Here is a 16,447-nt window from a genome sequence, read left to right as displayed (position 1 = left end):
CGGTTTCACCGTTCACTCCTCGCATCAGACACGGCTCGCGGTGACGGCGATGCCAACGTATAGACGGTCTGCCCTCGCAAACGGAAAGCCTGACTCAGGAAGGAGAAGTTCTCCGAGTGACCGGCGAACAGCAATCCATCGGGCTTCAACTGGGCGGCGAAGCGGCGAAGGATCTCGGCCTGAGTCTCCTTGTCGAAATAGATCATGACGTTACGACAGAAAATGATGTCGAAGGGCCCGTTGATCGACCAGGATCCGGTAACCAGGTTGAGCGGTCGAAAATCGATCATCGCGGCAAGCTCCGGACGCACCCTGGCCTTGCCGGCACGGGCACCGCTGCCGCGTTGGAAGAACTGGCGACAGCGGGCCTCACCGAGCTTCTCCACCGTCTCCAGCGAATACACTCCGGCCCGGGCCGTGTTCAACGCCTCGGTATCGATATCGGTCGCCAGGATTTTCACCTGGGATGCGGCCGCGCCCAGCGTCTCCTTGACCGTCATCGCCAGCGAATAGGGTTCTTCGCCAGTCGAGGCCCCGGCACACCAGATCTTGATGCCGGTGCCGCGACGACGCACCTCTTCGGCCAGCGTCGGGAAATGATGCGCCTCGCGAAAAAAGGCCGTCAGGTTAGTGGTCAGCGCGTTGGTAAAAGCCTCCCACTCCTCGGAATCCGAACGGGCTTCGAGCCTGTCGAGATAATCACCGAAGCGAGTCATGCCATGCAGGCGCAGGCGCTTTGCCAACCGGCTATAGACCATTTCACGCTTGTTTTCCGCCATGACGATACCGGCACGGCGGTAGATCAAGTCCCGGACCCGCTCGAAGTCGCGTGGGGTAAAGTCGAGATCTCGCGTGAAACGCACGGCACCGTCGTCGCCACCATCGCCCTTGCCGGGTGCTGAGAACATGACTGCCTCGGTTTTCAAAATGCCTCCCACTCCTCGTTGTCATCCTTCACGTTATGCCGATCGGCGCTTGGCAACTTGGCAGTAGCCGGGGAGGACTTCGCCAACCGCCGCTCAGGCGGCCTGCCAAGTCGGGATTCGCCGAGTTGCGTCACACGCTCCTCGCCACTGCCCGCCAGCCGGAAGACTGCGATCGAGAGAGAGAGATGCTCGACGCTGGCGCGCAGCTCAGCAGCGGAGGAAGCGGTCGTCTGCACCCGCTCGGCGTTCTGCTGGGTCACTTCGTCCATCTGCGCGACAGCCTGGCTGATCTGCTGGATGCCGCTGGTCTGTTCTTCCGAAGCCGCGGAAATCTCGCTGATGATGTCGTTGACGCGGGTCACCGCGTTGACGACTTCCTCGATCGACCCCTCCGCCTGACGCACCAGATCCGCGCCATGCCCCACTTCCTGGCTGGAACTGTCGATCAGGTTGCGAATCTCCTTCGCGGCGTCGGCACTGCGGCTGGCCAGGTTACGCACCTCGTTGGCCACGACCGCGAACCCTCTGCCCTGCTCCCCCGCCCTTGCCGCTTCGACGGAGGCATTCAACGCCAGAATATTGGTCTGGAACGCAATCGAGTCGATGACCCCGACGATATCGGCAACCTTGCGCGAACTGTCGGTGATCCGCCCCATGGTCCCGACGACCTCGCCCATGACCTCGCCGCTCCGACGCACGGTATCGGTGGCGCCATTGGCGAGTTGGCTGGCCTGGCGAGCATTGTCGGCGTTCTGTTTCACCGTCGCCGTCATCTGCTCCATGCTGGAGGCGGTTTCCGCCAGCGATGCCGCCTGCTGCTCGGTACGCGAAGAGAGATCCTCGTTGCCGCTGGCGATTTTTTGAGTCGCCGGCACCACCACGGTGACGTTCGAGTTCACGTCGCTGACGATCGTCCCCAGGCTCTGGCGCATGTTGTTGAGCGCGCCGATCAGGCGCCCGATTTCGTCGCTACCGCGCTGCCGAAGCGTCGCGCCCAGGTTGCCCGAGGCGATCTGCAGCGTGAAATCCAGCGCCTCGCGCACCGGTTTGAGCGTTGCCCGAATCGTGGTTATGCCAACGATCAGCAGCATGATGGCTCCAACTGCCAGCAGCGAGAGCAGGATGATCATCGTGGTGCGCTGAGATTCGGCAGCATCGACGGCCATGGCCGCGCCACTCTGGCGCTTCGTCTCGACCAGCACGTTGAGATCGGTGCTGGCCTTGTCGCTGTTGGCCTGCAGCACATCGTTATAGGCCACGTAGGATTGGTAGAAGTCACCGCTGTTGAGCGCCGCCATGACGCCCTTCAGCCCGTCGTCCCGATAACTCTCGAGGTCGGTGGCAAAGGTGTCCGCCGCTGCCGTCTGATTGATCGGTCGATCCTGATAATAGGCGTCCCAGGTATCGTTCAATTCGCTGATGAGCGCGTCGACTTGCGCGTTGATTGGCGCCAAGTCGGCGGCCATCGGATTACTGACCGGCTTGGAGACGAGATCACGGCCTTTCGACATCAGCTGATCGATCTTCTGCAGCCGAGCCAGGTCCTCGAGCCCATTGGCGGTCAATGCCTGCAGCCGTTGGCCATTTTCATGCAGGGCATAGACCGAGACGCTGCCACTGACGGCCAGCGCGATCAGCGCCAGCGCCATCATCGAGATCAGCCGCCCTTTCAGCGAGCGCAGGCTGAGACGCCGAAGGGCGGGAATGACTCCCCGAGGCTTCAATTCTCCCCGGTCGAGCCGGACGCCCCGCTTGCGACCGGCCAGCAGCATCGGGTAGTGCTTTTCGGCGAGACGGCGGCGCTGCTCGGCTACCTTGGTACGAACGGAGGTGTAGCCGGCAATCTTGCCGTCCTCGATGATAGGGGTGACCGTGGACTGGACCCAGTAATGAGACCCATCCTTGCGGCGGTTCTTGATCACCCCCGACCAGTTTTCGCCCTTCTCGAGGGTCTTCCACAAGTCCGCGAATGCCGCAGCGGGCATGTCGGGATGACGAACGATGTTATGGGGCGCACCGATCAGTTCTTCACGACTGAAACCGCTGACTTCGACGAACGCCGGATTGGCATAGGTGATCCGGCCTTTGAGATCGGTTCGCGAGATCAGGTACGCGGAATCGTCGATCACGAATTCCCGGTCAGTCACTGGTTGATTGTTTCGCATCGCAGCATCCCTGGTGTTGTTATGCCCAGTCAGGATCCGCCGGAGGGCACCCGGCGGACCAAATGTGATCGTTGCGAACTGTTATCGGCCGATCGATCACGCTCTTGAGCCCTCTCTCTCTCGACGATGCCCGCTCAGGCGAGCTGCTCCAGGTCTTGGCGTTCCCGCTCGCGGCCCGGTCGCCACTGTGTCAGCCCCGGGCTGTCGTCGCTGTCGGCGGGTGCCACGCGATAGTGCTCCAGCGTCGATTCGAGCTTTCGCGCTTGCCCCACCAGCGACTGGGAAGCATTGGCGGTCTGCTGCACCAGCGCGGCGTTCTGACTGGTGACCTGGTCGAGTTCGGTGATCGCCTGATTGACCTGCTCGATGCCGCTGCGCTGTTCCCGGGACGCATTGGCGATCTCTTCCATCAGGCCGCTGACGCTGGCCACGGAAGAAACGATCTCTTCCATCGCCCGGCCCGCCTGCTCGATCAGGATGGCACCGCTGTTGACCTGCTCTCCGGAGCCGGTGATCAATGTCCGGATCTCCCTGGATGCTTCCGCGCTGCGGCTTGCCAGGTTGCGAACCTCCTCGGCGACGACGGCGAACCCACGACCGGCGGAACCGGCGCGCGCGGCCTCGACGGAGGCGTTCAAGGCGAGAATGTTGGTCTGGAAAGCGATGTTGTCGATCATGTCGACGATCTCGGCCATCTGCCGCGATCCCTCCTGAATCTTCGACATGGTGGTCTCGATGTCGCGCATCATCTCGCCCCCCTGCTGGGCCCGCTGACGAGTCTGCGTCGCGGCCTGGGTGGCCGTATCGGCGTTATCGGCATTGTGGCGAACGGTCTGGGTCAGTTGCTCCATGCTGGAGGCCGTCTCGACGATGGCAGCGGACTGCTGGTCCGTCCGCACCGCCAGATCCTGATTGCCACTGGCAATCTGCCCTGCGCCGACGTTGACCCACTCGGCGCTGGCTCGGATATCGGAGAAGGTCTTCGACAGGCGCTGGCGCATACTCTCTATCGCGAAGAGAAGACTGTCGGTGTCCTTGGACTTGAGCTGCAGTGCCTGGGAGAAGTCGCCTTCGGCGATTTTCTGGATGCTCGCGCGCGCGTGGGTCGGATCACCACCCAGGCGCCCGAGGACGTTGCGAATGACCCAGGCCACGATCAGCGACAGCAAACCGCCGATAGCGGCGATAAGTGCCAGATAGATCACGGCGCCATTGGCCAGCACGGCATCGATATCGTCGACGTAGACACCCGTGGCGATCTGCCAGTCCCACTGCGGTACGCGCATCACGTAACTGAGCTTTTCGTACATCTCGTCGCCATCGCTGCGGCGGGAAGTGTAGGGCACGAGACCACCGTCGGGTTTCTGCCCGGCGGCCAACATCTCGCGATAGAGATAGACGCCGTTGGGATCCTGGTAATCCCGCATGCTGTCTCCCGTCGCGCGCCTCGGATGCTCGACGATATCGAGGTTGGAGTCGAAGACGAAAACATAGCCGTCGGCGCCGAACCCGAGATGCGAGAGCGCATTACGCGCCTGCTGCTTGGCATCCGCCTCGCTCAGTTCTCCGCTCTCCGCTTGGCTGACGTAACTGTCGACCAGTTGCTTGGCGCTGCCGATGAAGTACTGCAGGCTCTGGACTCGCTGCTCCACCAGGTTTTCTCGCATGGAGTAAAGCGACCAACCCGCTACCATGATCAGGCCAACCCACATCAATCCCAATGTCGCCCATAGCTTGCGACGCATCGTCCACTCTCGAAAATTCAGCATGGCATTCTTACCCGGGTTGCTCGAAAAGTTGCTTGAAGGACGCCACGCCCGCTTTCCCTGAAGCCGATAGTCAGCGCGACAGCTACTTTATCGGCCTTCGGGTGGGTTCCTTTATCGTTGTCAGACCAAAGTCCCAGGCATCAGCGAACCTTCACGGGGCATAAAAAAACCGCAGCCGGAGCTGCGGTTTTCGCCAGAGTCAGTGACTGGAATCAGGCACTCTCGGCCGTCCGCTCCACCAACTGCATCTCCTCATGGGTCAGCAGCTTCTCGATGTCGACCAGTACCAGCATGCGATCCTCGAGACTGCCGATTCCGCTCAGATAATCCGAGGAGAGCGTCACACCGAACTCCGGCGCCGGCTTGATCTGGTCCGGTGCCAAGCTCATCACGTCGGAGACGCCGTCGACGACGACGCCGACGATGCGATCATCGACGTTGACCACGATCACCACCGTCTGCCCGCCGTACTCGACCTTGTCGAGGTGGAACTTCAGTCGCAGGTCGATGATCGGGACGATGACGCCACGAAGATTGGTGACCCCTTTGATGAAGTCGGGCACGTTGGCAATGCGGGTGACGTTTTCGTAACCGCGGATCTCCTGCACCTTGAGGATATCGACGGCGTACTCCTCGTCGCCCAGGGAGAAGACCAGATATTCACTGCTCGCTGCGTCATTGGCGAGGGCGTTCGTGTTCGCTTGTGCGCTCATGCTAGCGATACCTCTTGCAGGTGTTGATGTTTCGCCTCGTGACGCTGCTGCGACTTGCGTCGATCGAGACGATGTAGATCGGCAATGTCGAGAATCAGGGCCACGCTGCCATCACCGAGGATGGTGGCGGCGGAGATCCCCGGCACTCTGCGATAATTGGTTTCGAGATTCTTGACCACGACCTGCTGCTGGCCAATAAGGTCGTCCACCAGCAGGGCATAGCGACGTCCCTCGCCCTGGACGATGACCGCGATGGCCTCGGTCAATTCGGTCTTGGCGTCGGTGACGTCCAGCGCATGATGCAAGGCGATGATGGGAAGATACTCGTCGCGCACCTTGAGCAGTTGGTCGTCGCCGGCCATCGAGTAGAGGTCCTCGGACTGCGGCTGCAGGGACTCCAGTACCGCGTTCAAAGGCAACAGGAAGGTTTCGTTGCCGCATCGGATCGACATGCCATCCAGGATCGCGAGCGTCAACGGCAGCACGATCCGGGTCGTCGTTCCCTGGCCCGGCTTGCTCAGGATCTCGACGTGTCCGCCCATCTCCTGGATATTGCGCTTGACGACGTCCATGCCCACGCCCCGCCCGGAGACATCGCTGACCTGCTCGGCGGTGGAGAAACCCGGCGCGAAAATCAGCTGCCAGACATCGTCGTCGCTCATGGTGTCGGTAACGGCCAGGCCGCTGGATTTCGCCTTGGCCAGGATTCGCTCGCGATTGAGTCCGGCGCCATCGTCGATCACCTCGATCAGGATGTTACCGCCCTGATGCTGGGCTGATAGGGTCAGACGCCCGGTCGGTGACTTGCCGGCGGCTTCACGCTTGTCCGGGGACTCCAGGCCATGGTCCAGGCTGTTCCTCACCAGATGGGTCAGGGGATCGATGATGCGTTCGATCAGGCTCTTGTCGAGTTCGGTGGACTTGCCCTCGGTCACCAGTTCGACGTCCTTGCCCAGCTTGGCCGCCAGGTCTCGCACCAGTCGAGGGAAGCGGCTGAACACGTAGTCCATGGGCATCATGCGAATCGACATGACCGACTCCTGCAGGTCGCGGGCGTTGCGCTGCAAAAGGTTCATGCCGTTGACGAGCGGCCCGTGGGACACGATATCCAGGTCGCTGGCCGTCTGCTCCAGCATCGACTGGGTGATGATCAACTCGCCGACCAGGTTGATGATCTGGTCCACCTTGTCGACCGGTACCCGAATGGTGCTGGACTCGCTGCCCTTGGCACTTTTTCCGCCGGACTTGCCGGGCGGGCGCGGTGGCGTTTCGCCGCCCTTCGGCTCGACTTTATCCGGCTCGGGGAGTTCATCGGGCGTCACCGCGGGGATCGATTCATGCTTGGGCATCGCCTCGGAGGCTGTCGGCGCCGGAGGCTCCGCGAGATCCGCGACCGCCCCAGGGGCCGCCACTTCTATCGACAGCTGCTCCGGCTCGATGATGAAACAGAGAACGGCCTCGATGTCGTCCTGGGATTCGGTGCTATCGAGCACGACTCGATACTGGGCAACATCGCCGGACTGGGAGGCGATCGTCCCGAAATGCTGAAGCTCCTCGACCAGCAGTTCCCGATCCTTGTCGCTGACGCCGCTCAGCGTGATCGTGAGCTGTCGTCCAGCGGTCTCGCCCGTGTCAGCGCGATCGTTCTCGGCATGGACCGCTTTGCTGGTCTCCGGCGGCGGTGCCGGCACTGGATCCGGTGTCGCCTGCCCCTTTACCGCCTCGCCCTGCCCCAACTCATCAAGTGCCATCTGCTGCAGCACGCGGGAGATACGCTCGAACGCCTCCGCATCGGGCTCGCCACCATTGCGATAGGCATCCAGTTGGTCATGCAACATATCTTTGGTTTCCAGGAACGTGTCGACGATATCGCGCCGCAGTTTGAGTTCGCCTCGTCGCGTATGGTCCAGCAGGTTCTCCAGCAGGTGGGTCGTTTCCTGCAGGACGGTAAAACCGAAGGTACCTGCCCCTCCCTTGATGGAGTGTGCAGCGCGAAAGATCGCATTGAGGTCTTCGACATCCGGATCGTCGACATCGAGATCCAGCAGCAGGCGTTCCATATCCGCCAGCAGCTCTTCGGCTTCTTCAAAGAACGTGTCGTAAAAATCAGAAATGTCCATGTGCGGCGTGCCTATACCATTGATATATATGGACTTGAAAAGCCTGCTTCAGAATGCTCCCTCACACCCTCACTCACGCTGGCCTGAGTCCGCATCTGATCGCTGCTTACGATGTCCTCACTATCGGCAGCGTCTCTCGACCTCTTTAATCAATTCGTGGTCTGGCGGTACGTGCAACCACGCACTCCAGCTCCACCCGCATGCGCCTCGACAACGGCAACCCTACTGCGGCACCGGGCCCGTGAGGTCCAACGGGCGCTCGAGCCAGGCACGACGGAATCCGCATCAGCCCCTACGTCGACAACACGCTTTCTCAAGAAAAGCGAAGCCCGGATGCGCCATGAGCAAAGCGTGCGAAACAGGGACTTGTCCGGGTGTCACCGCCATTTCAGGGCTATGCGTGAGCCCGGGAGAAATTGCCACGAAGCCGCTCCGCCCTTAAGGCGTGACTGTCCTGCATCAACTCGATGACTTCTGCTCGACTATCGCAATGCGGCCATCGCCATCGGTCGCTGGGGCGGGAGCCTCGTCCGGAAATGGCGCCTGCTCCTGCTGCTCGATGGCTCGGGCTGCGCGGTTGTCCAGGACCACTATGCTGATACGACGATTGACATCATCACTGGGCTGCGTATTCGGCAGGGTGACCCGGGACCCCATGCCAGCCACCCTCAGCAGCTTGTCCGGGGAGAGGCCGGCCGCGGTCAACTCTCTTCGGGAGGCGTTGGCACGATCGGCGGACAGCTCCCAATTGCTGTACCCCTTTTCGCCCCCGGCGTAGGGAAGATCATCGGTGTGGCCGCTGATGCTGATCGGGTTGGGCATTTCGTTGAGAACCGGTGCGATTCGGCGGAGGATCTTCTGCATGTAGGGCTCCAACCGGTCGCTACCGAGTTCGAACATGGGCCGCTTGTCGCTATCCACGATCTGGACACGCAACCCCTCCGGCGAGAAGTCCATGCGCAACTGCGATCGCAGCTCCTTGAGCTGGGGATCACTCTGGATCACGCTCTGCAGACGATCGCGCAGGTAGCGCAGATTGCGCTGTTCGTCGCTCGAACGCGTCTGTTCGCGGACGTTGGCCCGGCGCACTTCACCGTCGGTCTTGGTGGGGTTGTCGCCGCCACCGGGGATGGCGCTGGTGCTGGCCGTGGTCTTGTCGCCACCCGTCAACGCCACAGCGAGAGGCGTGCGGAAATATTCGGCAATGTGCTCCAACTGGCTGGGACTGGCCGTGGAGAGAATCCAGAGCACCAGGAACAAAGCCATCAGCGCCGTCATGAAATCGGCATAGGCGATCTTCCAGGACCCACCGTGATGCGCTGCCGCCTGAACACGCTTGCGCTTGATGATCAGCGGGCGCCGCTCACCGCTACCGCTCATGAGCCATCCGTCCCCGTGCCGCGCAAGGTCTGACCGCTGGAACGCACGTGCTCCTCGAGCTCACTGAAGGAAGGCCTCAGGGCAGTGAACAGCGCCTTGCGACCGAACTCGACGGCCAACTGCGGTGCCAGGCCGTTGAGGCTCGCCATCAGCGTGACGCGGATGCATTGCAGCATCTTGGTCGCCTCGCCCACCTGAAGATTGATGTGATGCGCTACCGGCGTGACGAAGCCGTACGCCAGCAGGATACCGGCAAAGGTACCGACCAGTGCCTGCGCGATCATCTGCCCCATCACCCCGGCCCCCTGGTCTGCAGAGCCCAGCGCATGCACCACTCCCATGACGGCAGCGACGATCCCGAACGCCGGCAGGCCATCACCGACCGCCGACAGCGAGTGAGCCGGCATCTCCGCCTCATGCTGGAAAGTTTCGATCTCGTGCTCCATCAACGCATCGATCTCGAATGGATCCATGTTGCCACTGACCATCAGGCGCAAATAATCGGTCAGAAACGCCATGATCATCGGGTCGGAGAGAATCTTCGGGTAATCGGCGAAGATGGCGCTATCCTGCGGCGAGTCGATATCCCGTTCGATCGCCAGCATGCCATCTCGACGCGCCTTGGTCAGAAGTCGGTACTGGAGCGCCATCAACTCCATGTACATCATCTTGTTGTAGCGCTTGGTGCGTTTGAGTTTCGAGAATGAACGCAGAGTGGCCTTGATCGCCTTGCCGTTGTTGGCGCAGACGAAGGCACCGAGCGCCGCGCCAATGATCATGACGAACTCGGCGGGCTGAACCAGCGCACCAAGATGACCGCCGATCGCGACGTAGCCACCGAACACGCTGCCTAAAACGATGATGTAGCCGACTAAGATCAGCACGGAGCGACTCCCGTATACAGTACATGGCGAACCTGATGACTGTATCGGCAGCGGACCCGGTGGGCTTGAGGGTGGGAATATCAGAAAAACGTCATTCGCCGAAAGCTTACGACGAATGGCTAATACTCAGATTACGGCAGGCACAAAAAAAGCGGGCGACGAAGCCCGCTTCAGCAGCGCGTTGCCGTCAGATGGCCAGGCGTTTCGCCAACGGCATCTCGACGGGGGTGAACGTCTGGTCCAAGGGCTTGGCGACCCGTTTTGTCTTGCGCGTCTTTCCTGCCCGGGATGGCGGTTGGCAGATCCCACAGACGTAATCGTGTGCGGGACTATGGGCATGGGCGACGAACTGGCCTTGACAGCCTTTGCAGCGGGACAGCTGCAAGAGATCGCTCTCGAAGAACCGGACCAGCGTCCAGGCACGGGTCAGCCCCAGCGTCGCTTCCACGCCATCCAGTGACACTTGCTCCAGATAAAGCCGGTAAGCCTTGACGAAGGCGCTCATCCGATCGCATCCCAGCTCGCCGTTGAGGCGGCGATAGATATTGTAGAAAAGCGACGAATGGATGTTCGGAAGCCAGGTCACGAACCAGTCGGCCGAAAACGGCAGCATGCCTTTCGGCGGCGACATTCCCTTGACCTCCTTGTAGAGCTTGATCAGTCGGCCACGACTCAGGTCGGTCTCCGTCTCGAGGACCTGCAAACGTGCGCCCAGCTCGATCAACTCGATCGCCAGTTGAACCTGGAACATCTCCGCGACGAGGCTTTTATCCGCCATGACTCAGCTCCTCTGCTGCAAGGAGGACTGAGCGCGGCCCGCGCCGGCCATCAACAGCGCCGCATGGGTCTGCTCGAGACCCTGAGCCCGCGGATTGTGTACCAGCAGGTTCAGCTTGTCGGCATCGCTGATGCGAAGATGACAAAGCAGCTGGTTGGTGCGAGACAGCTGTGTCAACTGCTTGATCGACAACTGGCCGATAGTGTCGGCCAGGTCGGCGTTGAGATCGAGGCGGAACATCGCCGACTCTCGATCCTCGTTGAGCAGACGCTGAACCAGCAGCAAGTAGGAAAGATTGAGATCCTGAATGTCGTCGAGAAGACTGTTGGAGTGCATCACTAGATTCCCTGCGTATGGTTTTATTGGCACCAGTTGATCAGGTGCTCCGGGTACTATTATTGGTGCTGTACATCAGCTCTTTATGATGAACCAAGTTTGCTACTTTTTGATGAAAAAAAGCAAGCATTGTTACAAATTATGTCCGTAAGTAACTTGACCTTTATCTGTCGGCGTGAACATGAATTCTAAGCGATTGATCTACATGTTAATATCTTCGGCTGAATGGTCAAAAACCCTAACTAGAATTCGGCTTTCAGCACCAACCAGTTACACAAAAATGTTAGATCGTTGAATTATGCAACCGAAAATAAACGCTAATTCGACCTTTCCGTCCCCAGAGACCGGTCGATCTGCTCGATCCAGACGAGGAGTTCCGCGATGACCTGATAGAGAGACTCTGGGATCCGGGCATCCAGATCCACCTGCATCAGAAGCGCGACCAACTCCGGCGAGTCATGCACGAATATCCCTTCCTGGTTGGCGAGCTCGATAACGCGCTCGGCGAGGTTCCCGTACCCCTTGGCGACGACACGTGGTGCGTCGGTACGCTCGCCGCTGTAAGCCAACGCGACGGCTCGCCGTCGCGCGTCATGCTCCCCATCACCACTCATGTCCGACTCCCCAGCGCCAGATCCACCTCCAGGCCCAGCGACGACAATCGCTCCCGAAAGGGCGAGAGCTCGACTTCCATGAATTCGCGAGTCGACGCCTCGATGGGTGCGATCTCGACATGTAGAGAGGCGTCGTGCCGCGTGCGAAACACGATGTCGACAACACCCAGGGAAGGTAAGCGAATCTGAACCTCGGCACGCCAGGCGTTGGCGCTACCCTCCTCGCCCTCCTGCTCGCGGCCGCCCCGCGTCCCCTCCTGATCGTCGTCGCGCACGGTATTGGTCGGAATCTCGCTCAAAACCATCACCATGGGAACGCCCGGCAGAAGCTGCCCTTCCCACCGGAGACTGGGGGCCGCGATCACCTCCAGCTGCTGGCGAACCAGCGACTGAAGAGTGTCCGAAGGAGACTGAGATAGCTGATGGGCACGCGTCATCGACGCCGAGGCCGGCGCGTCCGGGTCGCCTTTCGTGGACGTCGTCATGGCATGCGTGGCACCAGCCAGCCGTGCGGCACTCGCCTGGCCGGGCGCGTCACCAGGCAATGCCGCGATACCACCATTCAAGACGCCCGGCATACTGGGCGTGCCACCCCGGCTTGCGCCTTGAGGCGCAACGCTCCAGCCGTGGAGGCTCGGTGTGGGCGACGACGGCGAAGTAAAGGCAGGACGGAATGTCAGGCTCAGCCAAGCCTGTGGCTCCCGCATCAGCGCGGCGCGGGGATACTGGCCCGCCATCCAGCGCAGCAGGTGAGACTCGTAGAAAACGCCACTTTCCCTGACGCTCTGCGACAGGGCCGCCGCCAGCGCCTGCGGACTATCTCCGGGTTGGACCAGCAATGAAAAGAGCGGTCTGATCGATGGCGCCTGGGTCGAGGGGAATCGCGCGAGGATATCCGCGATCTCATTCGCGGCGTGACTCAGGTGCAACTGTGTCGATGATGCATCGATTCTGCCGGTCGCCGCGGGCGAGCCAGGCGTATTGCCGGCGGCGTTGCCAGGGAGCGGCATACCCTCTCTGGCCCCCGTCTGCTGATGCAACCTCGAGTCGCTGCGCGCCGGCTGGATGGCATCGGACGAGGTGGCCGCCGAGACCGGCAAGGGCTGGTCCTTGATGACCGGGGTATCGACACGCTTGCCAAGGACTTGATGCAGCAGGGTGTCGAGTATGGGGGTGATACCGCTCACGGCCGCTCATCTGGCGGTACCGAGCGCAGTCGCGATGCGATGCTGCCCCGTCCAGCCTGATAGACCTCACCCAGCGCCTGCTGTCGCCGGGAACTGCCAATGAGATGGCTCAGCTCTTCGCGCCTGGCTTCCAGCGCACGCCGGGTTTCGGCATCCTGCTCCAGGATGCGCGCGAGCAACGCCATTTTCTCCTCGCGCTCCGCATCGCTCGACGGCCATTCACCGTCCTCGCTGCGCAGGCGCTCCAGCGATACCAGGTAACCGGCCTCGCACTGCACCAGCGCCTCCCAGTCCTGCTCCCGCGCCAGGCCAAGCATTCGATTCGACGTTTCGAGCAACTGACGGTACTGGTCGACGACCGACACGGCTGATCTCATTCGATCACACTCCTGCCAACGACGGTGTGGCGGGCGAATGCCGAAGCTCGCGCCAGCCGGATCCAATATTGTCGAGCAGCGATGCCGCCCGGTCCAGTTGGGCCACGTCGTCACGCAAATTGGCCTGCACCAGTTGCCGAGCGACATAATCGTACAGCTGCGCGAGGTTCGCGGCGATCTCACCGCCACGCTCGTGATCCAGAGCGGCTGCCAAACCGTTGTTGACGATATCGATCGCCTTGGAGATGGCCAGCCCCTTGGCCGAGCGGTTGCCGTCCTGCATGTGCAGCCGGGCACTGTTGATGGCTGCCTGCGCCCCATCGAACAGCATGACGATCAGTTGATGGGGATCTGCGGACATCACCGCCGATTCGACGCCAACTCTGGCGTAAGCGCCGGCACCCTGTCGGGAATTCATCATCGTTGCGACCTATTACTGTTTGAGCTGGGCGTTCAGGGCATTGAACTGCTGGGTCAAGTAATCACTGGTGGAATTCATCTGGGACACCAGTGAATCGAGGCTAGCGAACTGGGAGCGATAACGAGCGACCGTTGCATCGATGGACGTCTGCATCCGCGTATACCGATCGCTCAGGCGCTCGAGCGAGGTATCGATGCCGTCGGTGGCAATCTTCAGCAGCCCATCGTCATCCAGAATCGTCCCCATGGTGTCGTCGATGCTGGCAGCGAAGCCACCCTCGCCATCGACACCTGCGAAAAACTGGCTGACAGCTTCACTGTTGTTGGTCATGACGTCGGCGAGCTTGTCGTCATCGACCTTCAGCGTGCCATCCAACTGGCGTTCGATCCCGAGATCCGACAACATCGAGAATTCGCCACCACCACCGCCGTAGCTGACAACGCCACGAAGGCGCGACTCGATGCTGCGCATGGTCGAATTGCCCAGTAGCACGCCAGCCGTGTCGGAGTCCGAATCGTAGGAGGTGAGAGTATCGGCGGTGCCTTGGAAACTATTGTAAGCGTCGACAAAGGCCTGGACCGCCTTCGTCATCGACTCGGTGTCCTTGGAAACGCTGAGCGTCTGCGCGCTCTCCGTCGTCGATGTCAGGTTGAAAGTGACGCCCTCGAGGGCCCCTTCGACAGTATTGGATTGGCTAGTGATCGAGATCCCATTGACTTCGAGTTTGGCATCCTGCGCCGGAACCGTCTCGCTGAACCCGAAGAGGTCGTCGTTGTCGGTCACCTGGATCGCTGACTGGGTTCCCGTCTCCGCGGACGTGAGCGTCAACTGATACTGGGAGCCGTTGAACACGACCGATGCTGTGGCACCGGTATCGGCCTTGTTGATGGCATCCCGAATATCTTCCAGCGAGTCGTCACTACCGATGGAGATGTCGACCGAGTCGTTTCCCCCGACACTGATTCCCAATGTGCCGGACTTGCCGAGCGCCTCGGTCTTGTCCGTGGTCAAGCCGCCCGACGCCAGGGATTGAGCCTGGGCCAATTGTGAAACATTGACCTGATAACGCCCTGAGACGGCATCACCGCTGATGTTGGCAGTCACGCCATCGCCAGTCATCGAGCTGGTGACCGCGGTGAAGGTCTTCGGATCATTCAACTTGCCGACGGCGTCACGCAGCGCCGTGAGCGAACTCTCGAGCGCTCCGAAAGCCGACAGTTTGGTCTGGTAGCTTTTCTGCTGGGTGACGATCGGCGTAAGCTTCTCGCTCTCTGCTTTTTTCAGGTCATCGAGCAGCCCGCTCAGGTCCAGCCCGGAACCGATCCCCAGTGACGATATGGTAGCCATGTAACCTCTCTAAGCCTTGACGCCATTTGTAACACGCCGATCGCAACGGCAGACGCCGATTAGGCGCACTTTCACGCGTCAATTTTCTCATCGGCTGCGGGCAGGGGAACTTTAGCGCCGACTGATCTTCTTTTTCCTCCCGTTCGGGAAGGCAGCACACCTTGGGTGGCCAGACGACCACTGGATAGGCGATCATAGGCCACCGACAATTTGCCACTCTTTGGAGAAGACATGGACGCGAACTCCCTACATGCCGATTATCGATTGTGGCAACGCTTTCAGCGCCAGGAACAGCTGGGGCGCGAGCACCAGGCAGCCCTGCGCAAGCTAGCGGAGACCGGCGCCATGGCGTCACGGGTCACCGAAGCCTATCGCAGCATGGCGGATCGTGCTGCCAAGGAAGGCGCCAGCTATCGAGCCCTGTTCCAGCGACGGCGTGACAGCGGCGAGAATCTCGCCTGCGAAGGCTGGCTGTTCGTGCGGCGCGTGCTGGCGGAAGGCGGGACCACCCGCATCAGGGCCACGCTGTTCGAGACGTTCACGCTGGAGGAGGGGGATATCACACCTTCCAAGGAGAGCCCGATAAAGATCACGCTGGATATCTATGACGAGCTCCTGGTCCAGAAAAGCATGAAACTGGGTTGCCGCACCGACCGTCACGACGACGAGAGGGATACGCGCTTCATCACGTTCCTCGATAGCGTGCGCGGCGATCTGCACCAGTACCTGTAACGGTTTCAGTCAGGCTCGACCCGAGCTTGATCAACAATGAGCCTCAATCGACCGAGGGAGAACTCTCCATGGCCAATCCTCTCCACCCTTCAAAAGTCCATTTTTCCGCACTGCCGCTGGAAAACCTGGATGGCGTCAGCGGTATCGTCCAGCCTGTGACCCAGACCCAGTCGGTGACGCTGGAAAGCTCCGCCGCCATGCTAGTCACGGATTTCAGCGTCAGTCATCCCTATACCCTGCCGACCGGGAGCTCCATCTCCCAGGCGCTGGAAACGATGAAGCAGGCCGGCGTCCGACTGCTGATGCTGGTCAACGCCAGCGGCAACTTCACCGGCGTGATCAATGCCCGGGAGTTGATCGGTGGCCGCCGTATCACGCTGGCGATGCAGAAACACCAGATCGGCCGTGACGAAGTGACCGCAGAGATGATCCAGACGCCGCGCAGCGAACTGCACTCGCTCTCCTACTCTCGAATCTCTCACGCCAGCGTGGGTGACCTGGTGGAGACGCTGAAGACATCGGGTGACCAGCACGTGCTCATCACCGAACCTGATGGCAGCGGCGCTTCGAGAATTCGCGGCATCATCTCGGCATCCAATATCAGCCGTGCGCTGGGGGTGGATTTCAACCATCCGCCGGAGGCTCGCACCTTCTCCGCGATCTGCCACGTCATCCTTGGCCACGACCTCTAGACGCCT

16 protein-coding genes are annotated in these 16,447 nt (G+C 60.9%); 2 read left to right on the top strand and 14 right to left on the bottom strand.

Annotation, left to right across the window (positions count from 1 at the left end; all coding sequences use genetic code 11):
• Positions 1-5: 5 nt before the first annotated feature.
• From DOM56_RS10990 to fliD, 14 genes are all read right to left on the bottom strand, one after another.
• Entirely contained in the window at positions 6-908 is a 903-nt protein-coding gene (locus tag DOM56_RS10990) for a CheR family methyltransferase (protein WP_110708794.1), read from the bottom strand.
• Between the two features lie 14 nt (positions 909-922).
• On the bottom strand, positions 923-3,055 hold the full coding sequence (locus DOM56_RS10985) for a PAS domain-containing methyl-accepting chemotaxis protein (protein ID WP_232822253.1): 2,133 nt from the start codon (positions 3,053-3,055) through the stop codon (positions 923-925).
• A gap of 170 nt (positions 3,056-3,225) precedes the next feature.
• Entirely contained in the window at positions 3,226-4,860 is a 1,635-nt protein-coding gene (locus DOM56_RS10980) for a methyl-accepting chemotaxis protein (RefSeq protein ID WP_110708792.1), read from the bottom strand.
• 212 nt (positions 4,861-5,072) lie between these two features.
• Entirely contained in the window at positions 5,073-5,573 is a 501-nt protein-coding gene (locus DOM56_RS10975; RefSeq protein WP_110599389.1) for a chemotaxis protein CheW, read from the bottom strand.
• Positions 5,570-7,693 carry a chemotaxis protein CheA gene (gene cheA / locus DOM56_RS10970; RefSeq protein WP_110708791.1) on the bottom strand — a complete coding sequence of 708 codons (2,124 nt, stop codon included), beginning with the start codon at positions 7,691-7,693 and terminating at the stop codon, positions 5,570-5,572. Before cheA ends, DOM56_RS10975 begins: the two co-directional genes overlap by 4 nt.
• Positions 7,694-8,152: 459 nt before the next feature.
• Positions 8,153-9,073 (bottom strand): flagellar motor protein MotB, encoded by a 921-nt coding sequence (gene motB / locus DOM56_RS10965; RefSeq protein ID WP_110708790.1) that lies wholly within the window; start codon positions 9,071-9,073, stop codon positions 8,153-8,155.
• On the bottom strand, positions 9,070-9,957 hold the full coding sequence (gene motA, locus DOM56_RS10960; protein ID WP_110599383.1) for a flagellar motor stator protein MotA: 888 nt from the start codon (positions 9,955-9,957) through the stop codon (positions 9,070-9,072). Before motA ends, motB begins: the two co-directional genes overlap by 4 nt.
• Positions 9,958-10,144: 187 nt before the next feature.
• The gene (flhC, locus tag DOM56_RS10955; RefSeq protein WP_110708789.1) at positions 10,145-10,735 is read right to left on the bottom strand and encodes a flagellar transcriptional regulator FlhC; all 591 of its coding nucleotides are present in this window, start codon (positions 10,733-10,735) and stop codon (positions 10,145-10,147) included.
• A gap of 3 nt (positions 10,736-10,738) precedes the next feature.
• Positions 10,739-11,071 (bottom strand): flagellar transcriptional regulator FlhD, encoded by a 333-nt coding sequence (flhD, locus tag DOM56_RS10950; protein WP_110708788.1) that lies wholly within the window; start codon positions 11,069-11,071, stop codon positions 10,739-10,741.
• 317 nt (positions 11,072-11,388) lie between these two features.
• A complete protein-coding gene (locus tag DOM56_RS10945; RefSeq protein WP_110708787.1) occupies positions 11,389-11,685 on the bottom strand; it encodes an EscU/YscU/HrcU family type III secretion system export apparatus switch protein in 297 nt (98 codons plus the stop codon).
• Complete coding sequence (locus tag DOM56_RS10940) at positions 11,682-12,872, bottom strand: flagellar hook-length control protein FliK (protein ID WP_110708786.1); 1,191 nt, start codon at positions 12,870-12,872, stop codon at positions 11,682-11,684. The genes DOM56_RS10945 and DOM56_RS10940 overlap by 4 nt, the downstream gene beginning before the upstream one ends.
• A complete protein-coding gene (locus DOM56_RS10935; RefSeq protein WP_157958211.1) occupies positions 12,869-13,249 on the bottom strand; it encodes a flagellar protein FliT in 381 nt (126 codons plus the stop codon). Before DOM56_RS10935 ends, DOM56_RS10940 begins: the two co-directional genes overlap by 4 nt.
• A 4-nt stretch (positions 13,250-13,253) precedes the next feature.
• Entirely contained in the window at positions 13,254-13,667 is a 414-nt protein-coding gene (gene fliS, locus DOM56_RS10930; protein ID WP_110708784.1) for a flagellar export chaperone FliS, read from the bottom strand.
• A gap of 15 nt (positions 13,668-13,682) precedes the next feature.
• Positions 13,683-15,017 carry a flagellar filament capping protein FliD gene (fliD, locus tag DOM56_RS10925; RefSeq protein WP_110708783.1) on the bottom strand — a complete coding sequence of 445 codons (1,335 nt, stop codon included), beginning with the start codon at positions 15,015-15,017 and terminating at the stop codon, positions 13,683-13,685.
• Positions 15,018-15,248: 231 nt separating this feature from the next.
• Between fliD and DOM56_RS10920 the strand changes: the two genes are divergently transcribed.
• Both DOM56_RS10920 and DOM56_RS10915 read left to right on the top strand, forming a co-directional pair.
• Complete coding sequence (locus tag DOM56_RS10920; RefSeq protein ID WP_110708782.1) at positions 15,249-15,749, top strand: hypothetical protein; 501 nt, start codon at positions 15,249-15,251, stop codon at positions 15,747-15,749.
• Positions 15,750-15,817: 68 nt separating this feature from the next.
• The gene (locus DOM56_RS10915; RefSeq protein ID WP_110708781.1) at positions 15,818-16,441 is read left to right on the top strand and encodes a CBS domain-containing protein; all 624 of its coding nucleotides are present in this window, start codon (positions 15,818-15,820) and stop codon (positions 16,439-16,441) included.
• Positions 16,442-16,447: the final 6 nt, after the last annotated feature.

This window comes from Salinicola sp. CR57 (assembly GCF_003206585.1).
Taxonomy (GTDB): domain Bacteria; phylum Pseudomonadota; class Gammaproteobacteria; order Pseudomonadales; family Halomonadaceae; genus Salinicola; species Salinicola lusitanus.
Note: the sequence above shows the minus strand (reverse complement) of the source record. Positions and strands in the feature narration are given on the sequence as shown.

What these genes read in the sequence shown, in the direction of transcription:
- flhC (WP_110708789.1), bottom strand. Translation starts at nt 10,735, where the DNA reads ATGGCGGATAAAAGCCTCGTCGCGGAGATGTTCCAGGTTCAACTGGCG.
- DOM56_RS10980 (WP_110708792.1), bottom strand. Translation starts at nt 4,860, where the DNA reads ATGCTGAATTTTCGAGAGTGGACGATGCGTCGCAAGCTATGGGCGACA.
- DOM56_RS10935 (WP_157958211.1), bottom strand. Translation starts at nt 13,249, where the DNA reads ATGAGATCAGCCGTGTCGGTCGTCGACCAGTACCGTCAGTTGCTCGAA.
- fliS (WP_110708784.1), bottom strand. Translation starts at nt 13,667, where the DNA reads ATGAATTCCCGACAGGGTGCCGGCGCTTACGCCAGAGTTGGCGTCGAA.
- flhD (WP_110708788.1), bottom strand. Translation starts at nt 11,071, where the DNA reads ATGCACTCCAACAGTCTTCTCGACGACATTCAGGATCTCAATCTTTCC.
- motB (WP_110708790.1), bottom strand. Translation starts at nt 9,073, where the DNA reads ATGAGCGGTAGCGGTGAGCGGCGCCCGCTGATCATCAAGCGCAAGCGT.
- DOM56_RS10920 (WP_110708782.1), top strand. Translation starts at nt 15,249, where the DNA reads ATGGACGCGAACTCCCTACATGCCGATTATCGATTGTGGCAACGCTTT.
- fliD (WP_110708783.1), bottom strand. Translation starts at nt 15,017, where the DNA reads ATGGCTACCATATCGTCACTGGGGATCGGTTCCGGGCTGGACCTGAGC.
- cheA (WP_110708791.1), bottom strand. Translation starts at nt 7,693, where the DNA reads ATGGACATTTCTGATTTTTACGACACGTTCTTTGAAGAAGCCGAAGAG.
- DOM56_RS10990 (WP_110708794.1), bottom strand. Translation starts at nt 908, where the DNA reads ATGTTCTCAGCACCCGGCAAGGGCGATGGTGGCGACGACGGTGCCGTG.
- DOM56_RS10975 (WP_110599389.1), bottom strand. Translation starts at nt 5,573, where the DNA reads ATGAGCGCACAAGCGAACACGAACGCCCTCGCCAATGACGCAGCGAGC.
- DOM56_RS10915 (WP_110708781.1), top strand. Translation starts at nt 15,818, where the DNA reads ATGGCCAATCCTCTCCACCCTTCAAAAGTCCATTTTTCCGCACTGCCG.
- DOM56_RS10945 (WP_110708787.1), bottom strand. Translation starts at nt 11,685, where the DNA reads ATGAGTGGTGATGGGGAGCATGACGCGCGACGGCGAGCCGTCGCGTTG.